Genomic DNA, 21,627 nt, shown 5'->3' with positions numbered 1-21,627 from the left:
CCCTGTTGCTCCGCAAGGCGGGGCTAAGGGCGTTCGGGCTGCGCCCGGCGGCAGCTGCTTCGCTCGGCTGCCCCTGCCCCTGTTGCTCCGCAAGGCGGGGCTTAAGGGCTTGGGCTGCGCCCAGGGGCAGCTGCTTCGCTCGGCTGCCCTTGCCCCTGTTGCTCCGCAAGGCGGGGCTTAAGGGCTTGGGCTATGCCCAGGGGCAGCTGCTTCGCTCGGCTGCCCTTGCCCCTGTTGCTCCGCAAGGCGGGGCATTACAACTAGCAGCTACAGCCGAATTTCTCTTCGCCGTCGAAGTCGAGCCGGGTTGGGTAATCATGATCAAAACATGCAAGGCAGAGCCCGCCTTTATAGTCATCCTGATTATCTCCCTGAATCGATGCAATTAGCCCATCGGGACTGAGGAACTCCAGGGAGTCCGCGTTGATCTCACGGCAGATCTCTTCCACCGACAATGATGATGCGATCAATTCGCGGCTGTCAGGCGTATCAATACCGTAGAAACACGGGTTTTTGAACGGTGGTGATGTAATACGAACATGGACCTCGGTTGCTCCTGCATCACGCAGCATGTTCACGATCCGGCGGGACGTTGTTCCCCGTACGATGGAGTCGTCAATCATGACCACACGTTTGCCTTCCACCACACGACGCACGGCACTCAGCTTCATCTTCACACCCTGCTCTCGCAGTTCCTGGCTTGGCTGGATAAACGTACGTCCGGTGTATTTGTTTTTGATCATACCCATCTCATACGGGATTCCCGTTTGCTCAGCGTATCCGATTGCCGCGGAAATACTCGAATCCGGTACACCAGTTACCAAATCGGCATCCACAAAGGACTCAATCGCCATCCGGCTACCCATCCGTTTACGGGCAGCGTGCTGATTGACACCGTTCATGTCGCTGTCCGGACGAGCAAAATAGATATACTCCATCGCGCACAACGCCTTGCGGTGTTTATGATGATCGAAACGGTCTTCGTGAAGACCATCCGCATCCAAGATCAGGAGTTCACCCGGTTCAATATCACGAATCAGTTCTGCACCAATTGTTTCCAGGGCACATGTCTCGGATGCGAATAAATACGCATCTCCCAATTTGCCCATCGTCAACGGTCGCAGACCGTGGGGATCAGAAGCAACCAGCAGCTTGTCGTTGGTCATGATCAGAAAGGCATAACCACCCACAATACGCTGGAATGCATCCTTTGCCGCTTCCACCAATCCCTTGGATGATCTCGCGATCAGATGGGCAATAACCTCAGTATCACTCGTCGTCTGGAAAATGGACCCGCTCTGCTCCAGCTCACGCCGGATCGTTGGTGCATTGACGATGTTGCCGTTGGTTGCTACAGCCAGATCACCATCACGATACTTGAATACCAATGGCTGTGCGTTCGTCAGCTTACTGTCACCACTGGTCGAATAGCGAACGTGTCCGATGGAGATATCCCCGGTCAACGTCTGCATCAGGTCTTTGGTGAACACTTCTTTCACCAGTCCCATACCGCGGTGATAGTTAAACTGCGTACCGTCACTCACACACATGCCTGCACTTTCTTCCCCGCGATGCTGCAGCGCATGCAGACCATAATAGGAAAGAGAAGCCGCGTCAGGGTGACGATACACCCCAAACACGCCGCATTCTTCCTTCAATTTGTCGAGTCCTTCTTTGCCGGACCCTTCGTTATAATAATCACCTGTCCACAATGGTCCTGTCATCAGTTCATGAGACATGGAATCGCATCCTCCCAGACCTGAGTTAAACCTCCTACAGGTTCGTTCACGGCTGATGTTCCGTTCAATTCAATCGTCAGGTTACTTCCTTCTACACGTCCAATTACAGCTACAGGTACACCACGCTCACGTACAAATGCTTCGAGCTTGCCCGCTTGCTCCGGCGAAGCGGACAACAAAATACGGGATTGGCTCTCACTGAACAATGCATGGTCTGCACGCAATGCCGTCTCCACATTCACTTGTGCACCCACGTTACCGCTGATGCAGGACTCTGCTAATGCAACAGCCAGACCGCCTTCAGACAAGTCATGCGCAGAGCGAACGAGACCGGATTGGATGGCTTCCAGCACGGTGCTGAGCAATGCTTTTTCCGTTTGCAAATTCAGTTCTGGCGGACGGCCTTCTGTTTGACCATGAACGGCGTATTGCAGCTCGCTGCCGCCCAGCTCGGCTTTGGTTTCACCGAGGAGGATGATGACATCACCTTCGGATTTGAATGCTTGTGTCGTGATATGATCCGTGTCATGAACGAGACCTACCATACCGACGACTGGCGTTGGATAGATGGAGCCTTTGGCGTTTTCGTTATACAAACTCACGTTACCACCGATAACCGGCGTATCCAGCACGCGGCAAGCTTCTGCCATACCGTCTACTGCTTTTTCCATCTGCCAGAAAATATCCGGCTTCTCCGGGTTACCGAAGTTCAGGTTGTCCGTAATCGCGAGTGGCTCTGCACCGGAACATACAATGTTACGGGCAGCTTCACTGACAGCAATCCGTCCGCCTACTTCTGGATCAAGATACACATATCGTCCATTACAGTCTGTTGTCATTGCCAGACCCTTACGTGTTCCACGAATCGTTACAACCGCTGCATCCGAACCTGGACGAACCGCAGTACTTGTACGCACCATGTAATCGTATTGATCATAAACCCATTTTTTACTCGCTACTGTTGGTGAAGCCAGCACTTGTTTCAGCGCTCCGCCGAGATCCGACACTTCGTCGTAACGAAGCGTGTCGATGGAAGCACTTTGCTCGTAGTAGGCAGGTACAGAAGAAGGTTTGTCATACACAGGGCACTCGTCAACCAGTGCTGTTACCGGCATGTCTCCAACCACTTCGCCGTGGTGGATCAATTTCAGACGACCGTCATCCGTTACTTTACCGACTTTGGCACAGATAACGCCCCAACGTTCAAAGATCTCCATCGCCTGCGCTTCATCCTTCGGCTCAACAACGAACAGCATACGTTCCTGAGACTCGGATAGCATCATTTCATAAGGTGTCATGCCTTCTTCTCGCTGTGGTACCTGATCCAAATACAATTCCAGACCGTTACCCGCTTTACTTGCCATCTCTGCACTCGAACATGTCAGACCCGCTGCACCCATATCCTGAATTCCGAGCACGATTCCCGTATCGATCAATTCCAGACAAGATTCCATCACCAGTTTCTCCATAAACGGATCACCGACCTGAACCGCTGTCCGTTGGGACTCCGATTCTTCCGTCAGTTCAACCGATGCAAAGGTAGCGCCATGAATACCATCCCGGCCTGTTGGCGGTCCGACATAATACACAGGGTTGCCCACACCTTTTGCTACGCCGCGCTGGATCTTGTCATGATCAATCAGACCCACACACATGGCGTTAACCAGCGGATTGCCTTCGTAGCTCTCATCAAACATCACTTCACCTGCAACGGTAGGAATACCGATACAGTTCCCGTACCCGGCAATACCTGCTACAACATGCTCGAACAAATATTTAACGCGATCGCTCTCCAGCTTGCCAAAACGCAGGGAATTCAGCAACGCCACGGGTCTTGCGCCCATGGAGAAAATATCACGGATAATGCCGCCTACACCTGTTGCCGCACCTTGGTAAGGCTCAACCGCGGAAGGGTGGTTATGGCTTTCAATTTTGAAAACAACCGCCTGATTGTCACCGATATCTACGATACCGGCACCTTCACCCGGTCCCATCAGGACACGCGGCCCACTCGTAGGGAAACGGCGCAGTAACGGCTTGGAGTTTTTGTACGCGCAATGCTCGGACCACATGACACTGAATACACCGATTTCCGTATAGTTCGGCTTGCGCCCCATGAACTCACAGATCAGCTCATACTCGCTGTCAGATACGCCCATTTGTGCGTAAAGTTTATGTTCTGCGACCTGTTCTGCTGTCGGTTCCTTAGCGGATAGCTGCTGCGTCATGCCGATCCCTCCATGCTTTCAAAATAGATGTAAACATACGTTTGCCGTCTTCCGAACCGAGCAGTGAGTCCACCGCGCGCTCTGGATGTGGCATCATGCCGACCACGTTACCACCCTCATTGCAAATCCCCGCGATATCGCCCAGGGAACCATTCGGGTTGCTGCCATACGTAAATACGATCTGGTTGTTCGCTTGCAAACTCGCAAGGGTCTCCTCGTCGCAATAATAGTTGCCTTCACCGTGAGCAATCGGGATGATAATTTCTTCCCCAGGTGCGTAGTCACGCGTAAATGGCGTATCTGCATTTGCCACTTTCAATACCGTATCGTGACAACGGAATTTTAAGGAGGTGTTGCGGATCAATGCACCTGGAAGCAATCCCGCTTCAGTTAGGATCTGGAATCCGTTGCAAATGCCCAAAATATATTTGCCTTGTTCAGCAGCTTTGGCTACCTCGTTCATTACCGGTGCAAAGCGGGAAATCGCTCCGCAGCGCAGATAGTCACCATACGAGAAACCACCCGGAACCAGAATACAATCATAAGCCGAAAGATCTGTAGCCGTGTGCCATACATAATCAACCTCTTGTCCAATTGCATCTTCTACCGCTTTATAACAGTCGATGTCGCAGTTGGAGCCAGGGAACACAAGAACTGCAAATTTCATGAGATTAACCCTCCAATTCGTAGCGGTAATCTTCAACAACGGTGTTGGCCAGCAGCTTCTCACACATGACTTTCAATCGTTTCTCCGCTTCCGCACGATCTGTTGTATCCAGGTTCAGTTCCATGACTTTACCGATCCGTACACTTTCCACTTCATTGAATCCCATGGAATGCAGGGCTCCTTGAACAGCTACGCCTTGCGGGTCGAGTACGCTTTGTTTAATAGTGACATATACGGTTGCTTTGATCATGATCCTTATGTTCCTCCTCAGTAATGAACGGGATAAATGCTTATGCTGTTAAAAAAGTTACTTTGGGAGCTTGCTCCGGGGCGGATTGTTCTTCCGATCGCTGTTGTCCCCAGGTTTTTTGGATTGTTTTGAACCGCTGTGCGGTCAAAACCCGGGGACAAAGGCGAACGCTATTGCTCCTTTAAGAACAATTCCGCCCTCCGCTAGTCCATGCGACGTTTTTTAAAGGCTTAAACCTTTTACGTTGCACGGTAGGTAATGGTCGAGACTGACCATTACGTGAAACCAGTGAATGGTCTTTAAGTTACTTCAGTAATCAATGAATTTAATTCTCGTAATCTTTTCAGGCTTCCCTACCTGTGAAAAGCCACCGCTCTTAATTGCCTCATCCCCCAGTTTGACACTGGCGGAGGGAAAGATTTGAGCTGGAGAAGCGGAGCGTTCGCCTTTGCAACCGGAATGTTTCCTTTTGAAAAAAGGATTCCAATCAAAACATTCCGGGGGCAACAGCGATCGAAAGCCAAACTTTCCCGTAGCTCACTCAAACGTTATTATCTCGTTAAACGGTTATAAATATCGACGTATCTTGCGGTTGTTGCCTCCACAACCTCTTGTGGAAGCGGGTCAGGTTTACTGTTCTTGTCCCAATCGCTCCCGGCCAGATAGGTGCGAACTGGCTCTTTATCCATGCTGTCGATCTCGATGTCGAGTGCGTAATTCTCTTTAGCCCAGAAGCGAGAAGCGTCTGGAGTGAAGATTTCATCGATCAGAATGACTTTGCCATCAACAATACCGAATTCGAATTTGCAGTCTGCGAGAATGATACCGCGCTGATCGCAATAGTCGCGAGCGAATTCATAGAGACGCAGGCTCTTTTCCTGTAACTCAATCGCCAGAGCGTCCCCAACGAGTTCTTTCATGCGATCCATCGGAATGTCTTCGTCGTGACCGACATCGTTTTTGGCTGCTGGAGTGAAAATGGGAACGTCGAGCTTGGCGTTTTTGCGAAGTCCAACAGGCAATTTAATCCCATTCACTTCACCGCTTGTCTCATATTGTCTCCATCCGCCCCCGGTAATGTATCCCCGCACCACACATTCAATATCAATGCGCTCGGCTTTGCGGGTCACCATGATGCGGTCCTTGAGCAGTTCAGGGTCCGTAAGGATATCACCCAATTGGTTCACATCGGTATGCACCACGTGGTTGTCCATCATGTCGCCCGTCAGTTCAAACCAGAAGCTGCTCAGTTTATTAAGCACATTGCCCTTCTCAGGAACGGCTGGGTCCAGCACATAGTCAAACGCCGAAATCCGGTCCGTAACCACGATGAGAAAATGTTCACCCAGATCGTACAGTTCACGTACTTTTCCTTTATATAACAGAGGTGCTTTTACGAGATCAGCTGCAGTGGATAATGCCATGATGCTCACCTTCTTTCAGGAGATGTAAGGCTGTAGACAGAACCGCGATGGTGCACACTCCACTCCGATGACAGAACAATCTTCCGATCGCTGTTATCCCCAGATTTTTCGATCCACTTTTTTAAAGTGAAAATCCGGGGATAAAGGCGAACGCTCTGCTTCTACAGATTTGCTCTGTCCTCTCCGTTCCTTGCCAGTCCATCATTCGGTTCTATAGCCTTATTGAAGTATTAATCGTTCAAGCCGAGTTTTTTAAAGATGGTATCCACATGCTTCAGGTGCCACGATGGGTTGAACGCATCTGCGATTTCCTCTTCGCTCAGTACTTCCGTAATTTCCGGTGTGGATTTCACGATATCCTGGAACTGGCGTTGTTCTTCCCATGCCTGCATCGCACGTGGTTGAACCGTATCGTAAGCCTGCTCGCGGCTGAAACCTTTGTCGATCAGCTTCGTCATGACGCGACCGGAGAATGGTACACCGAAGGTACGCTCCATATTGCGTTTCATATTTTCAGGGAACACGGTCAAGTTCTTCACGATGTTACCAAAACGGTTCAGCATGTAGTTTAACAGCATCGTTGCATCCGGCAGAATAATCCGCTCTACGGAAGAGTGGGAGATATCACGCTCGTGCCACAGTGTCACGTTCTCGTATGCCGATACCATATGTCCGCGAATGACGCGGGATAGACCGGAGATGTTTTCACTGCCGATGGGGTTACGTTTGTGCGGCATTGCAGAAGATCCTTTTTGACCTTTCGCAAATGCTTCTTCCACTTCACGGAATTCACTCTTTTGCAGTGCACGTACTTCTGTAGCGAACTTGTCCAAAGATGTGGCGATCAATGCCAGGGTTGCCATGTATTCGGCATGACGGTCACGCTGCAGCGTCTGGGTCGAGATTGGGGCAGGTTTGGTGCCCAGTTTCTCACAGACAAACTCTTCAACGAATGGATCGATGTTTGCGTATGTGCCGACTGCGCCGGAGATTTTGCCGTATTGTACGTTATCTGCCGCATGACGGAAACGCTCCAGGTTCCGTTTCATTTCTTCATGCCACAATGCCATTTTCAGTCCAAATGTTGTTGGCTCCGCATGAACCCCATGTGTACGTCCCATCATTGGCGTGTGCTGATAAGTCAGCGCTTTTTCACGTAAAATTTCAATAAAGTTCACAATATCGCGTTCCAAAATTTCGTTTGCCTGGCGCAGTACATATCCCAAAGCAGTATCAACAACATCCGTGGAAGTCAGTCCGTAGTGGACCCATTTCCGCTCTGCACCCAGACTTTCCGATACCGTACGTGTAAATGCAATAACGTCATGACGTGTTTCCTTTTCAATCTCATAGATGCGGTCGATGTCAAAAGAAGCGTTCTGACGAAGCAATGCTGCTTCTTCCTTCGGAATTACACCCAGTTCAGCCCACGCCTCACATGCACAAATTTCAACTTCCAGCCACGATTGGAATTTGTTCTCTTCGGTCCAGATGGCTCTCATTTCAGGTCTGCTATAACGTTCAATCATGAATTTGTATTCCTCCAAAGATTAGTTTGTTCAATCCATTGCAATCCTTCTTCAACATCCTGACAGAGTAGATTCACATGCCCCATCTTACGTCCTGTCTTCGCTTCGGTTTTACCATATATGTGAAGCTTGGGAATCACACCGAGTTCTATCGCTTCTGCATCAGGTTGCCCTGTTCTGGCGATAATGCCTTCCAGATGTTCTCCAAGCACATTAACCATAACAACCGGACTCAATAATGAAGTATCTCCAAGCGGTAATCCGCAAATCGCACGAATATGCTGTTCAAATTGTGATGTGGCACAGGCCTCCATTGTATAGTGACCCGAATTATGCGGCCTTGGCGCCAGCTCATTCACATACAGTCTTCCATCTGCCGCAACAAACAGTTCCACCGCCAGCAATCCAACGGCTTGCATCGATTTCGCCACGGCTGCTGCCAGTTTCTGCGCTTCAATCTGCACCTCCGTAGCCACTCTCGCTGGGACAATCGAGGCATGCAAAATGTTATTCACATGAATGTTCTCCGCAGGCGGGAATGTCTTAATCTCCCCATTGGTGCTCCGTGCAACGACAACCGAGATTTCGCAGTCAAACTTGATGAATTGCTCCAACACCAGTTCTGCACCGGTAGCTGCCAGTTCTTCATAAGCGGCTAACGCCTGATCCGCTTCCCGAATGACCCGTTGGCCCTTACCGTCGTAACCTCCGGTCACTGTCTTCAGTACACAAGGAACCCCAAGTTCGCTTACGGCTGCTTGCATCGTATCCTTACTTGTAATTTCTCGATAGGGGGCTACGCGCACACCTGCTGCTTCAATGGCTCGTTTCTCACGCAGACGGTGCTGAGTCGTGTACAATAATGAACTTCCTTGAGGCACGTAGGATTCCCGCTCCAGCAATGCAGCAACATCTGCATCTACATTCTCGAACTCATACGTGATTACATCACATTGCCGGGCCAGTTCGAGCGCTGCCTTCTCGTCGTCATATCCAGCTTCAATCTGGTCGGCAATTTGTCCACAGGGTGCATCTGCTGCCGGATCAAGCGTAACAAACCGATAACCCATCGCTGTCCCGGCTAATGTCAGCATGCGTCCCAGCTGCCCTCCCCCGAGAATGCCGATGGTTGTTTTCCCAGGAAGCAAGACATGTTCTGATTCGCCTCCCGATCCAGATAGAGCCCTTGTATGTGTATTATTCATATTTCGTCACTGCTTTCGAGCACTTCTTGTTTAATACGCTCTCTGCGAGCTTCACTACGACGTTGGACATCCTGGTCAAAAGCACCGATGATCTGAGCTGCCAGCAATCCTGCATTCGTTGCACCTGCTTTGCCAATCGCTACAGTTGCGACGGGGATTCCACCAGGCATCTGAACAATGGACAACAAGGAATCAAGCCCGTTCAACGCCTTGGACTGTACAGGAACTCCAATGACCGGAAGCATCGTTTTGGAAGCAACCATGCCGGGCAAATGTGCTGCTCCGCCCGCACCTGCAATGATAACCTTGAATCCGCGGCCAATCGCTTGCTCCGCATATTCAAACATCAAATCCGGTGTGCGATGCGCAGATACGACCTTCTTCTCATATCCAATCTCGAGCTCGTCCAGCACCTCACACGCATGCTTCATCGTTTCCCAATCTGACTTGCTGCCCATAATTACAGCGACCTGCAATGACATGTATAATCCAACTCCCGTCTGAGCTTTTTTGATTTCATCGTATCTTGTTTCATTCCATTTCCTTATGAAATGAAAAAATCCGCTACCCTCGAAAACATCACATTTTCTTCGGACACCGGACTCCAAGAAATACGTATCCCGCATTTGGGCATGCCAAAAGTGGGCTTGCTGTCCGCATCTGTATTCATGCGACTCTCAGCCGTATCTCCTCGTAGTCCGGAAATTTACGGTTCCCGGGTAGATACTTCCGGGCCCTATTCCCGGCGTTATACGAGCAAATATCTTTTCAAACCATCTTATTCATTCTATTCCATCTTCTACACACTTCGCTCTTACTCGACCTTATTTTCATCTGATCGACACATCTAACATTTTAACAATCCCCTACAGCTAATGTCAACTTAAAGACGAACATTTAACATATTGACAAATATAATGTTCGGGAATAACGAACATTATAGAGATAGTCCATCCAGTTTAGGCCAAAAAAGAAAGCCGACTTCTCTTCAATCCATCGAAGACAGCCGGCTTCCTGCTTATTTCTTGTAATCATTTTTTCTACTTTTATTTCACGATAAGAACAGGAACCTGAGCATGCTGCACCACGTTATGACTGACGCTGCCCAATACAAATTCACGAATTCCCCCGAGACCGCGGCTACCAATGATTATGATGTCCGATCCGTTTTCTTTGGCATAATCCAGAAGAACCTCGGCAGCAGCACCCTGAATCAAATCGACGTTCGCGGTAACTCCCGCGGCTTGGACCCGCTCTTTCGCTTCATCTGTGGTTTGAACTGCCAGATTATAATAGTCATTATTGATTGATGGCGGCAAAGGTGCCAATCCTTCTCCAATGAATACACGTGGGAAATCAAAGGCATGAATAATATCCAGTACAGCGTTCGGGGAAACTTTGGCTAACTCAATTGCACGATCAAGTGCTTTATTTGAAGCTTTTGAACCGTCGTAAGCAACCAGTATTTTGGAGAATAACATGAAAATCCCGTCCCTTCCTTTATATGTAGAACACTCGAAGCAAGCTTCGGTCTGACATAAAATAAATTAAAATATAATACAAGAATTCATGTAACTCCTTAAACGTCCCTTGACCAAGTGAACCATTCGTACGGAAATAATTACACAGTACTACGAGTAATTCACAAGAATCACCACAAATTATTAACATCCATTTATTCCGTCATCTTATTGCAGAAAATAACCATAGATTACCGCATTCAGAAACAACAACAACGGAATGCCAATCGTGAAGCTGGGATGTTTTGTTTTGTGACGTTTACGATACATTGCAATCCACACTCCTAAAGCTCCACCGATGAAGGCAAGCAGAAAGAGCGTTCGTTCGGGTGTACGGTCACGACGGCGTTGCGCACGCTTCTTGTCATCTGACATGACCAGGTAACCTACTACGTTGATAAATAAGAACCACAGTATCAATCCGGTTTGCATATCCTTTTAGCGGTCCCCCTATCCCGGGACATCTCCCTGTACCTCCATTATAGTCCTCTGAAGGAACATGATCAACGCGAGAAGGGAACCGCAAAGATATTTAGAAACAATGAAGCCCGAATATTGATCCTATGACTCCTGTTTAGGAATACCATTCAGGCTGGGTACTCTTTTAGCTGCCTTATCGGGACGTACAGCGATACTTTCTTCCTGAATACTGTCTTTGTTCTGCTGATTATGAATCTTCTCTGGTTTGTTATGTGGCATCTGCGTATCACCTCCTAGGCTTACGTTGCCTGAAAAAGGAGAATCTTATACGACCATCACCGCTTGTGTTCTTCTAAGGACTTATTCTCCCTTCTTCTCCATGGCTGCCTTCAGCAACTCTCCCAGATTGGAACCGATCGACTCCTGCTTCGCATATTGTTTAACCAGCTTTTGCTGATCGCGTTTATTCACATGCTGTTTGTCTTTATCTAATGTTTCCGTTATGCCGCAAGGCAGACACTGCACGTATAACCCTGCCTTACCCTCTTTTATCTCCATCTTTTTGTGACACTGTGCACAGCGACGGTTGGATAATCTTTTCTCTGCCGAACGACGATATCCGCAATCCTCTGTAGGACACACGAGGAACTTGCCGCGTTTGCCCTTCTTCTCCAGCAAGCGGGCATTACAATCCGGACAATGACTATTGGATACATTATGCGGCTTGTACTCGGCTTTGCTTCCTTTTACCGTAGATACAAGCTCTTTCGCCATCAAGCGTATACTCTCCAGGAAAGGCTCAGGCTTCCCTTGTCCACGTGCGATGCGCTCCAGTTCAGCTTCCCAACGGGCTGTTAGCTCCGGGGTACGCAGCTGAGGGGCAGCAAGTTCAAACAACTGCTTTCCTTTTCCTGTTGGATGCATGCTGTTGCCTTGACGATCAATGGTGTCGGAACTGACCAGCTTCTCGATAATATCCGCACGTGTAGCCGGCGTACCCAATCCATGCTTCTCCATTTGGGAAAGTAATGCTGCTTCGGTATAACGTTTAGGCGGCATCGTCCGCCCACTTTTGATATGACACCGTTGAACGGTCACTGACTGTCCTTGCTTTACTTCTGGCAAAAGCGCACGCTCATGGTCTGAGGGATCGTCAGCACGATCATCATCCTCATCGCTATAATCCCCGCCGTATACTTCTCGCCAGCCGCTTTCTTTTACCGTTGTGCCTTTCACATGGAAGGAATCAGTGCCCACCTGAACTGTGATCGCCACAGAATCGTACTTCGCCGCCGGATAGAACAAGCTGATAAAACGGCGTACGATGAGATCATATAGCTTTCGCTCCTCTGGATTCAACTGATTAAGGAGAACTGTCTGTTCTGTTGGAATGATCGCGTGGTGATCCGTCACTTTGCTGTCATCCACGATACGTTTGGTAATATTCAGATTTTTACGCAACAACGGACGAGCCAACGACGCATAAGGGCCAATCGCTACACTCTCCAAGCGCTCTTTCAATGTACCTGTCATATCCGAAGTCAGATAACGGCTGTCTGTACGCGGATAGGTTACCAGCTTGTGCTGTTCGTATAGTCGTTGCAGCACATTCGAAGTTTGCTTGGCAGAAAAACCGTATTTCCGGTTGGCATCCCGTTGTAATTCCGTCAAGTCATAAGCCAGCGGATGCGGCTCAACTTTCTCGCTTTTTTTCACTTGGGCAATCGTCCCTTTGCGGCCGTCGACCCGTTTTTTTAATTCTTGTGTCTCCTGCGGATCGAAAATGCGTGAATCACCGCCTGCAGCCCGCCATACCGCCTGAAAACCGCCCAAATCTGCCGTTAACGTCTCATACTCCTGCGAGCGGAAACCGTTGATCTCATTTTCCCTATCCATAATCATGCCAAGTGTAGGAGTCTGTACCCGTCCAGCTGACAATTGTGCATTAAATCGGACCGTCAATGCACGGGTTACGTTAAGCCCGATCATCCAATCCGCTTCTGCCCGGCAGCGTGCCGATTCATACAGACGATCAAACTGGCTGCCTGGCTTCAGCGATGCAAACCCATCCTTGATTGCCTTGTCCGTCTGGGATGATATCCACAGCCGTTTGAACGGCTTTTTCCACTGCACCATCTGCATAATCCACCGAGCCAGCAATTCTCCCTCTCGCGCTGCATCCGTTGCAATGACCAGTTCACCAACATCCTGACGTTTCATCAGCTGCTGTACCGCTTTGTATTGGTGGTTTGTCTCCTTGAGCACCTTCAGTTTGGTACGATCGGGCAGAATCGGCAAATCCTCCAGATTCCACGTTGCATACTTCTTGTCATAATCCTCTGGCTCAGCCAATCCAACCAAATGTCCAAGCGCCCAGGTCACGATATATTTTGGGCCTTCCATATAGCTTTTATGTTTATCACGCGCGCCCATCACTCTGGCTATTTCGCGTGCTACAGATGGTTTTTCTGCGAGTACCAATGTTTTCACTTTATCTCTTCCTCTCTTCTTCAAGCCTATGACTCTTCTCTTCCTGATCAGCTCATCTTCTCATTATAACATTTCACGGTAAAGCTTTGCTGCTTCCTCTCTCGTTACTCGCTTCTTATGTATCTTTCTATCAAATTAATGTTAGATAATATAACACAATAATCTTCGACAATTTTCTTCTATGCATGAGATACGTAGGATTTGGCAGGAAAAACATTGAAAAGACAATCTGTATACGTTTTCATGGATAAATACGAGTGTTGTAAGAATACCTTACATCTACTTAAAATGTGACAAAAGCATCTATATCAGAATCTGCTAGCACACACATCATTGATACACAGGAAGGGAGCGTGGATGCATGACTTATCATGGATCTGTATTGAAAAAAGGTGGGGCTTTGTTACTTGCTGGAGCAGTTGTTGCCACAACATGGGGAGGAACGGTTCCCTCAGCGTCAGCTGCAGTAGCAACGCCTTCGAGCAAAGCTACGGTTGCAGCCGTAACAACTGGTAAGGCGCCTGTTACTGCAAAAGCATTTGTTCAAGCTATGGAGGAAGCCGCTACACTTGCAGGTGTTCCTTTTTCCATGGACAAGCTTTCCGGCACAACGGTACAGCGTAAAGACGCTGCTGTAGCCCTGCAAACCTGGCTGAAGCTGGAGTCCACACCAGAGTCGTTCACGGATATTCCGGATCAGGCGAGCTTTGCCGGAGCCGTTGGTGCCCTGAACACCGCTGGGTTGATGAAAGGATATACCGACACCCTCTTCCTTCCTAATGCAGTACTTACCCAAAATGATGTCGCCATACTGAAAGACCGCATTTATAACTACATAAAGCCATTTGTTCTGGAGGAAGCAAGCATCATGGATATCCAGGCTGCCATGACGCAAGGAAAGCTGACATCCAAAGAACTTGTACAGAAGTATCTGGATCGGATTGAAAAATACGATGATCAGGGTGTGAGTATTAACGCAGTCCTGACGTTGAACCCGGATGCACTTCAAATCGCTGAAGCTTTGGACGAGGAACGTGTTGCTCAAGGCGCCCGTGGGCCTTTACATGGTATTCCGGTTTTGGTCAAAGATAACTTTGATACAAACGATATGCCTACAACCGCAGGTTGTATCTGTTTGAAAGATTCTGTGCCTGCTCACGATGCCGAGCAAGTGAAGAAGCTCAAAGCAGCCGGGGCCATTATTTTGGGCAAAACAAACCTGCATGAATTCGCATTTGGCATTACCACTTCCAGCTCACTGGGTGGACAAACACTGAACCCTTACGCGCTGGATCACTATCCAGGCGGGTCAAGCGGTGGTACAGGTGCCGCCATCGCTTCAAACTTTGCAGCCGCAGGCATGGGTACTGACACGGGCGGATCCATCCGTATCCCTTCCAGCTTCAACAGCCTTGTCGGTATTCGTCCAACGATCGGGCTGTCCAGCCGTGAAGGAATCATACCTCTTGCGTTGACACAGGATGTCGGTGGCCCTATGGCTCGTACCGTGAGTGATGCCGCGATCTTGCTGGATGCCACAGCAGGTTATGACAAAAACGATGTTGCTACAGCCTATGCCGTAGGCAAAATCCCTTCCAGCTATACAGATTTCCTGGATGTAAACGGGCTGAAGGGTGCACGGATCGGTGTGGCCACCGAACTCATCCCAAGTACGAAAATGGAGGAAAAAGCCGTCGCTGACGTGATCAACAACGCTGTAGAAGAACTCAAAACTCTAGGAGCTACGGCAGTCCCAATCAGCATTCCGAACCTAGCTGAAATCAACAAATACCCAAGCTTGAGTGGATACGAATTCAAATTCCAATTGAATGACTATCTGGAGTCTCTTGGTGACGAAGCCCCTTATCACAGCTTGTCCGAGATTATTGCTTCCGGGCAGTTCGACAAGTCACAAGAACAGTCGATGAAGGCTCGTGATGCGCGGGAAACGCTGGAAACTACAGAATACAAGGACATTGTGTTGAAACGCACCAAAGTTACACGTGAGTCCTTGCTGAAAGTTATGGCGGACAACAACTTGGATGCCATCATCTATCCTACATCCACGCAAGCTGCAGGTGTTATTGGCGAAGGACAAAACTCTGGTGGTAACAACCGATTGAGTCCATTCTCCGGCTTCCCGGCAATTACCGTACCAGCTGGATTTACAACTGAAGGTCTCCCAGTAGGTATGGAATTCCTGGGCCGCGCCTTTGACGAAGGAACCTTGATCAAGTTAGCTTACAGCTACGAGCAAGGGACTCATCACCGTCAAGCACCTAAGCTTACGCCATAAACTTTTTATTAGGTTAAATAAACTACGCTTGGAATAGTATAAGCATTCAGGATAAATATACGGCTCCATAGGAATTGCGTGGTATCAATTGCTAATCGATTTGCTAAACAAAAAAGTACACCCACTTCATGGGTTCATGAAAAGGGTGTACTTTTTTTGTGTTCTCTCAATTCAAGCATGAAAAGAGTTACATCCGTTTTTTAATTGGTATCAGGTACGCTCCATCTCAGCACCAGACCAGCATAGGTCAGTCCGCCTCCAAAACCAAATAGTGCTACTTGATGCCCATTCTTTAATTTACCTTCGTCTACTGCAAGCTGCAAAGCGAGCGGAATGGAAGCCGCGGAGGTATTTCCCCGATACTCCACACTTGTTAAAGTGCGTTCCAACGGAATAGGGCCACGTTCACAAACAGCTTCAATCATTCTAAGATTAGCACTATGGGGTACAAACCAATCGATCTCCTCCGGTTTCATCCCTGCTTTGGTTATAAGTCCACCCAATTGTTCCGGAATCATGCGTACTGCCCACTTATAGACCTCTCTGCCATTCTGCACAAGGCATCCCTCACCCTGCAGAGGAACGCCATTCATCTCCGAAGATAGACCGCTCTTATAGAGGTGAATACCTCCTTCTCCACTCGTACCTGAGATGGCTGCCATAAAATCGCCTTTCTCAGGAGATCTTTCTACCAAAAATGCACCTGCCCCATCCCCGAACAATACACATGTCGTACGGTCTGTATAATCGGTAATTTTGGACAACGTCTCTGCTCCAACAACCAACACTTTATGATACATGCCACTGCTTACCAAACTGTCAGCCAACTGCAATCCATACGTGAACCCTGCACATGCTGCATTCAAATCAAGAACTCCCGTGTGTGGGATCTTGAGATTGGCCTGTACTCTGGATGCTGAGCTCGGAAATGAATATTCCGGTGTGCTGGTAGCCAACAAAATCATATCCACATCTTCTACGCTAACATGATAACGACGCATCATATCTTCTACAGCCCTTGTGGCTAAATCAGATACAAATTGATCAGCAGCTGCAATCCTCCGTTCTCTCATCCCTGTACGCTGTACAATCCATTCATCACTCGTGTCGACCAGCTTCTCCAAATCAGCATTACTTAATATTCGATCCGGTACATACGTACCCATTGCCGTAATGGTTGCCTTTGATTGATTCATACCGGTAGTCACCTCGTTTGTTTTTTATCATTATAGCACTAAGTATTAGTACTTGGTACTAATTTTTTTTAAAATATTTATGCTCATCTTTATCTGCAGTTATTTATAGTGCCCTTTTACAACCTATTACCCAGAGCCATGCAAAGAATAATATGCATTTTTGATGAAGAAATGTGGATACTCCCTGAGAAACATGAAGAATACCTTAATTAAATTTGTTTTTTATAGACAGTCCACTCCTAGAGGAGGAAAATAATTAAATCGCCTACATTACTAAAGAAGAGAGATGATGTTACATTGAAGAAAGAATTAAATATTCTTGCGATTTCCGGAAGTCTGCGCAATCAGTCCTCTAATACGTTACTAATGCATGCCATAATTAAGCTGGCTCCTCCTAAACTTAAGTTTGACGTATACAATCGATTAAACGATCTACCACATTTTAACCCTGACCTCGATGTCGAGGAAGGCCCAGAGTCCGTGCAAAATTTGAGAGCCCAACTCAAGCACTCGGATGGAGTACTGATCTGCACACCCGAGTATGGAAACGGAGTTCCCGGAGCCTTAAAAAATGCATTAGATTGGGTTGTATCTTCTGGAGAATGGCTTAATAAACCCACCGTTGCCATCGCTGCTTCTCCAAGCCCCATGGGCGGTGACAAAGCCCACGACTCACTATTGCTGACGTTAAACATGATTAATGCCCGAGTCTTACATGAGGCCTCACTAACCATTCCTCATATTACATTGAAAATGAATAAACAAGGGGTCATCATAGATTCGGAAACCCAGCATGCATTGCAGAACTCCCTTATAAGTCTAGGAGATGCTTGCGAGCAAATGAATGAATGAATGAATGAATCCATGGATAGATAGATAGATAGATAGATAGATAGATAGATAGAGGATGCTTAGTTCGATGTACTATAAAGAAATGAACAACCTTAGAAGGTTTGACATATTCACATATATTGAACTAAAAAAACAGCCCGGTGAATATCCAGGGCTGCTAAGGTTTATATATGATATTTCTTATAAACAAATAAAAACCACCACCGAATAACATCGGCAGTGGTTCTTTGCTTGGCGGCGTCCTACTCTCCCAGGACCCTGCGGTCCAAGTACCATCGGCGCTAGAGGGCTTAACGGTCGTGTTCGGGATGGGTACGTGTGGAACCCCTCCGCCATCGCCACCAAACGCGATTTGTCGAAGCAGCGCTTCTTGAAATCCATTGTGGAGCTGAAAATCATACACACATTCTGTGATGTACCTATTTTCATTTCAGAGTTTATTCCCTGAAAACTAGATCCGAAACGAAACTTGCGATTACAACCTGCATATTTGGATAAGCCCTCGACCGATTAGTACTGGTCAGCTCCATGCATTGCTGCACTTCCACCCCCAGCCTATCTACCTCGTCGTCTTCAAGGGGTCTTACATACTGGGAAATCTCATCTTGAGGGGGGCTTCACGCTTAGATGCTTTCAGCGCTTATCCCTTCCGTACATAGCTACCCAGCGGTGCTCCTGGCGGAACAACTGGTACACCAGCGGTACGTCCATCCCGGTCCTCTCGTACTAAGGACAGCTCCTCTCAAATTTCCTACGCCCACGACAGATAGGGACCGAACTGTCTCACGACGTTCTGAACCCAGCTCGCGTACCGCTTTAATGGGCGAACAGCCCAACCCTTGGGACCTACTTCAGCCCCAGGATGCGATGAGCCGACATCGAGGTGCCAAACCTCCCCGTCGATGTGGACTCTTGGGGGAGATAAGCCTGTTATCCCCAGGGTAGCTTTTATCCGTTGAGCGATGGCCCTTCCATGCGGTACCACCGGATCACTAAGCCCGACTTTCGTCCCTGCTCGACTTGTAGGTCTCGCAGTCAAGCTCCCTTATGCCTTTGCACTCTTCGAATGATTTCCAACCATTCTGAGGGAACCTTTGGGCGCCTCCGTTACTCTTTAGGAGGCGACCGCCCCAGTCAAACTGCCCACCTGACACTGTCCCCGCACCGGATTACGGTACCAGGTTAGAACCTAGATACGATCAGGGTGGTATCCCAACGGTGCCTCCACGCAAGCTGGCGCTCACGTTTCAAAGGCTCCCACCTATCCTGTACAGATCGTACCCAAATTCAATATCAAGCTGCAGTAAAGCTCCATGGGGTCTTTCCGTCTTGTCGCGGGTAACCTGCATCTTCACAGGTATTAAAATTTCACCGGATCTCTCGTTGAGACAGCGCCCAAGTCGTTACGCCATTCGTGCGGGTCAGAATTTACCTGACAAGGAATTTCGCTACCTTAGGACCGTTATAGTTACGGCCGCCGTTTACTGGGGCTTCGGTTCACAGCTTCGGATTGCTCCTAACCGCTCCCCTTAACCTTCCAGCACCGGGCAGGCGTCAGCCCGTATACTTCGCCTTACGGCTTCGCACAGACCTGTGTTTTTGCTAAACAGTCGCTTGGGCCTTTTCACTGCGGCCCCCTCGTGCTATTCACACTACCGGGGCACCCCTTCTCCCGAAGTTACGGGGTCATTTTGCCGAGTTCCTTAACGAGAGTTCTTCCGCGCGCCTTAGAATTCTCTTCTCGCCTACCTGTGTCGGTTTGCGGTACGGGCACCATCACCTGGCTAGAGGCTTTTCTTGGCAGTGTGAGATCATGACCTTCGCTACTGTAATTTTCGCTCCCCATCACAGTCCAGCCTTAACGATGTGCGGATTTGCCTACACATCAGCCTCACTGCTTAGACGGACATCCATCAGTCCGCGTCACTACCCTGCTGCGTCCCCCCATTGCTCATAACGGCTTACGGTGGTACAGGAATTTCGACCTGTTGTCCTTCGACTACGCCTTTCGGCCTCGCCTTAGGTCCCGACTTACCCTGAGCGGACGAGCCTTCCTCAGGAACCCTTAGGCTTTCGGCGGATCAGATTCTCACTGATCTTTTCGTTACTCATACCGGCATTCTCACTTGTATAATGTCCAGCGCTCCTTACGGTACACCTTCAACCCTTATACAACGCTCCCCTACCCCTGGATCGACTTCACTCCAGCTTCGAAGTCCTGTGTTTATCCCCTGAGAAGCATTTGGTCATCCAAGATATCATCTCTTGTCAGACAAAAATGTCCTTGTGGTAAACACCGCCTCAAAGAAGCAGTGAAGTCGATCCAAGCCATAGCTTCGGTGGTGTGTTTAGCCCCGTTACATTTTCGGCGCAGAGTCACTCGACCAGTGAGCTATTACGCACTCTTTCAATGGTGGCTGCTTCTAAGCCAACATCCTGGTTGTCTGTGCAACTCCACATCCTTTCCCACTTAACACACACTTGGGGACCTTAGCTGATGGTCTGGGCTGTTTCCCTTTTGACAATGGATCTTAGCACTCACTGTCTGACTCCCGGAAGTAAGTCTATGGCATTCGGAGTTTGACTGAGCTTGGTAACCCTTGCGGGCCCCGCACCCAATCAGTGCTCTACCTCCACGACTCTGTTTTCCGAGGCTAGCCCTAAAGCTATTTCGGGGAGAACCAGCTATCTCCGAGTTCGATTGGAATTTCTCCGCTACCCCCACCTCATCCCCGCACTTTTCAACGTGCGTGGGTTCGGGCCTCCAGTGCGTGTTACCGCACCTTCACCCTGGACAGGGGTAGATCACCCGGTTTCGGGTCTACGTCCACGTACTCATTCGCCCTATTCAGACTCGCTTTCGCTGCGGCTCCGGCTCTTCACCTTAACCTTGCACGGGAACGTAACTCGCCGGTTCATTCTACAAAAGGCACGCCATCACCCCTAAAACGGGCTCTGACTTTTTGTAAGCACACGGTTTCAGGTTCTATTTCACTCCCCTTCCGGGGTGCTTTTCACCTTTCCCTCACGGTACTGCTTCACTATCGGTCGCTAGGAAGTATTTAGCCTTGGCAGATGGTCCTGCCGGATTCATACGGGGTTTCACGTGCCCCGCACTACTCGGGATCCGTCTCGGAGGGAGCAGACTTTCAATTACAGGGCTTTTACCTTCTTTGGCGGGCCTTTCCAGACCTCTTCGTTTAACCGGCTCCTTTGTAACTCCATGTGAGACGTCCCACAACCCCAAAGAGCAAGCTCTCTGGTTTGGGCTTCTCCGCGTTCGCTCGCCGCTACTGACGGAATCACTATTGTTTTCTCTTCCTCAGGGTACTTAGATGTTTCAGTTCCCCTGGTATGCCTCTACACAACCTATGTATTCAGTTGTGAGTAACTGGAAATTACCCCAGCTGGGTTTCCCCATTCGGACACCCCCGGATCAAAGCTTGCTTACAGCTCCCCGAGGCAGTTTCGTTGTTCGCCACGTCCTTCATCGGCTCCTAGCGCCTAGGCATCCTCCGTGTGCTCTTAGTAGCTTAACCATATTTGCTCCGGTTTCGACTGCTCGCTTCCCTTGTTTTGCTTACGCAAAGCCAAAAGTCGCTCCCATCCGATACCATCGCAATGCAGTTTTCACTATTTATTGAAACTTGTTTACACAAGTTCAGCTAAAAAGGAATGTTCTAATTCGCATTTTTCGTTTCGATATCTAGTTTTCAAAGAACAAGCTCCATGCAATAGCAAGCTGTTTGAGAGTTTGAGCTCTCAAAACTGAGCAACGAGTGAGTGAAAAGCTTTACGAAGTAAAGCTCGC

General features: G+C 48.8%; 15 protein-coding genes, 2 rRNA genes and 1 riboswitch. Of the genes, 2 read left to right on the top strand and 15 right to left on the bottom strand.

Annotated elements, in window-relative coordinates:
• Positions 1 to 260: 260 nt before the first annotated feature.
• From purF to JNUCC31_RS18585, 12 genes are all read right to left on the bottom strand, one after another.
• A complete protein-coding gene (gene purF, locus JNUCC31_RS18640) occupies positions 261 to 1,739 on the bottom strand; it encodes an amidophosphoribosyltransferase (RefSeq protein ID WP_192263218.1) in 1,479 nt (492 codons plus the stop codon).
• The gene (gene purL, locus JNUCC31_RS18635) at positions 1,724 to 3,967 is read right to left on the bottom strand and encodes a phosphoribosylformylglycinamidine synthase subunit PurL (RefSeq protein WP_192263216.1); all 2,244 of its coding nucleotides are present in this window, start codon (positions 3,965 to 3,967) and stop codon (positions 1,724 to 1,726) included. Before purL ends, purF begins: the two co-directional genes overlap by 16 nt.
• Positions 3,945 to 4,634: a phosphoribosylformylglycinamidine synthase subunit PurQ gene (gene purQ / locus JNUCC31_RS18630; RefSeq protein ID WP_062329968.1), complete on the bottom strand. Its 690-nt coding sequence runs from the start codon at positions 4,632 to 4,634 to the stop codon at positions 3,945 to 3,947. The genes purL and purQ overlap by 23 nt, the downstream gene beginning before the upstream one ends.
• Before the next feature lie 4 nt (positions 4,635 to 4,638).
• A complete protein-coding gene (gene purS, locus JNUCC31_RS18625; protein WP_017690695.1) occupies positions 4,639 to 4,884 on the bottom strand; it encodes a phosphoribosylformylglycinamidine synthase subunit PurS in 246 nt (81 codons plus the stop codon).
• Positions 4,885 to 5,435: 551 nt separating this feature from the next.
• On the bottom strand, positions 5,436 to 6,308 hold the full coding sequence (locus JNUCC31_RS18620) for a phosphoribosylaminoimidazolesuccinocarboxamide synthase (protein ID WP_192263215.1): 873 nt from the start codon (positions 6,306 to 6,308) through the stop codon (positions 5,436 to 5,438).
• Between the two features lie 230 nt (positions 6,309 to 6,538).
• Positions 6,539 to 7,837 carry an adenylosuccinate lyase gene (gene purB / locus JNUCC31_RS18615; protein ID WP_192263213.1) on the bottom strand — a complete coding sequence of 433 codons (1,299 nt, stop codon included), beginning with the start codon at positions 7,835 to 7,837 and terminating at the stop codon, positions 6,539 to 6,541.
• Entirely contained in the window at positions 7,834 to 9,042 is a 1,209-nt protein-coding gene (gene purK, locus JNUCC31_RS18610; RefSeq protein ID WP_228469089.1) for a 5-(carboxyamino)imidazole ribonucleotide synthase, read from the bottom strand. Before purK ends, purB begins: the two co-directional genes overlap by 4 nt.
• The gene (gene purE, locus JNUCC31_RS18605; protein ID WP_192263211.1) at positions 9,039 to 9,524 is read right to left on the bottom strand and encodes a 5-(carboxyamino)imidazole ribonucleotide mutase; all 486 of its coding nucleotides are present in this window, start codon (positions 9,522 to 9,524) and stop codon (positions 9,039 to 9,041) included. Before purE ends, purK begins: the two co-directional genes overlap by 4 nt.
• 192 nt (positions 9,525 to 9,716) lie before the next feature.
• A riboswitch (purine riboswitch) is annotated at positions 9,717 to 9,818 on the bottom strand.
• A gap of 270 nt (positions 9,819 to 10,088) precedes the next feature.
• Positions 10,089 to 10,523: a universal stress protein gene (locus JNUCC31_RS18600; protein WP_192263209.1), complete on the bottom strand. Its 435-nt coding sequence runs from the start codon at positions 10,521 to 10,523 to the stop codon at positions 10,089 to 10,091.
• A 207-nt stretch (positions 10,524 to 10,730) separates the two neighbouring features.
• Positions 10,731 to 10,994 (bottom strand): DUF1294 domain-containing protein, encoded by a 264-nt coding sequence (locus JNUCC31_RS18595; RefSeq protein WP_063568208.1) that lies wholly within the window; start codon positions 10,992 to 10,994, stop codon positions 10,731 to 10,733.
• 129 nt (positions 10,995 to 11,123) lie between these two features.
• A complete protein-coding gene (locus JNUCC31_RS18590; RefSeq protein ID WP_167666131.1) occupies positions 11,124 to 11,261 on the bottom strand; it encodes a hypothetical protein in 138 nt (45 codons plus the stop codon).
• An 81-nt stretch (positions 11,262 to 11,342) separates the two neighbouring features.
• The gene (locus JNUCC31_RS18585; protein ID WP_192263207.1) at positions 11,343 to 13,472 is read right to left on the bottom strand and encodes a DNA topoisomerase III; all 2,130 of its coding nucleotides are present in this window, start codon (positions 13,470 to 13,472) and stop codon (positions 11,343 to 11,345) included.
• A 361-nt stretch (positions 13,473 to 13,833) separates the two neighbouring features.
• Between JNUCC31_RS18585 and JNUCC31_RS18580 the strand changes: the two genes are divergently transcribed.
• The gene (locus tag JNUCC31_RS18580) at positions 13,834 to 15,768 is read left to right on the top strand and encodes an amidase family protein (RefSeq protein WP_192263205.1); all 1,935 of its coding nucleotides are present in this window, start codon (positions 13,834 to 13,836) and stop codon (positions 15,766 to 15,768) included.
• 200 nt (positions 15,769 to 15,968) lie between these two features.
• Here JNUCC31_RS18580 and JNUCC31_RS18575 read toward each other — a convergent pair whose 3' ends face one another.
• A complete protein-coding gene (locus JNUCC31_RS18575) occupies positions 15,969 to 16,964 on the bottom strand; it encodes a ketoacyl-ACP synthase III (RefSeq protein WP_192263203.1) in 996 nt (331 codons plus the stop codon).
• 297 nt (positions 16,965 to 17,261) lie between these two features.
• Between JNUCC31_RS18575 and JNUCC31_RS18570 the strand changes: the two genes are divergently transcribed.
• Positions 17,262 to 17,816: an NADPH-dependent FMN reductase gene (locus JNUCC31_RS18570; protein WP_192263201.1), complete on the top strand. Its 555-nt coding sequence runs from the start codon at positions 17,262 to 17,264 to the stop codon at positions 17,814 to 17,816.
• Positions 17,817 to 18,045: 229 nt separating this feature from the next.
• Here JNUCC31_RS18570 and rrf read toward each other — a convergent pair.
• Positions 18,046 to 18,162: ribosomal RNA gene (gene rrf / locus JNUCC31_RS18565) — 5S ribosomal RNA — on the bottom strand.
• 144 nt (positions 18,163 to 18,306) lie between these two features.
• Positions 18,307 to 21,355: ribosomal RNA gene (locus JNUCC31_RS18560) — 23S ribosomal RNA — on the bottom strand.
• Between the last annotated feature and the right edge of the window lie 272 nt (positions 21,356 to 21,627).

The organism is Paenibacillus sp. JNUCC-31 (assembly GCF_014844075.1).
GTDB lineage: Bacteria > Bacillota > Bacilli > Paenibacillales > Paenibacillaceae > Paenibacillus.
This window is presented reverse-complemented; position numbering and strand designations above follow the sequence as displayed.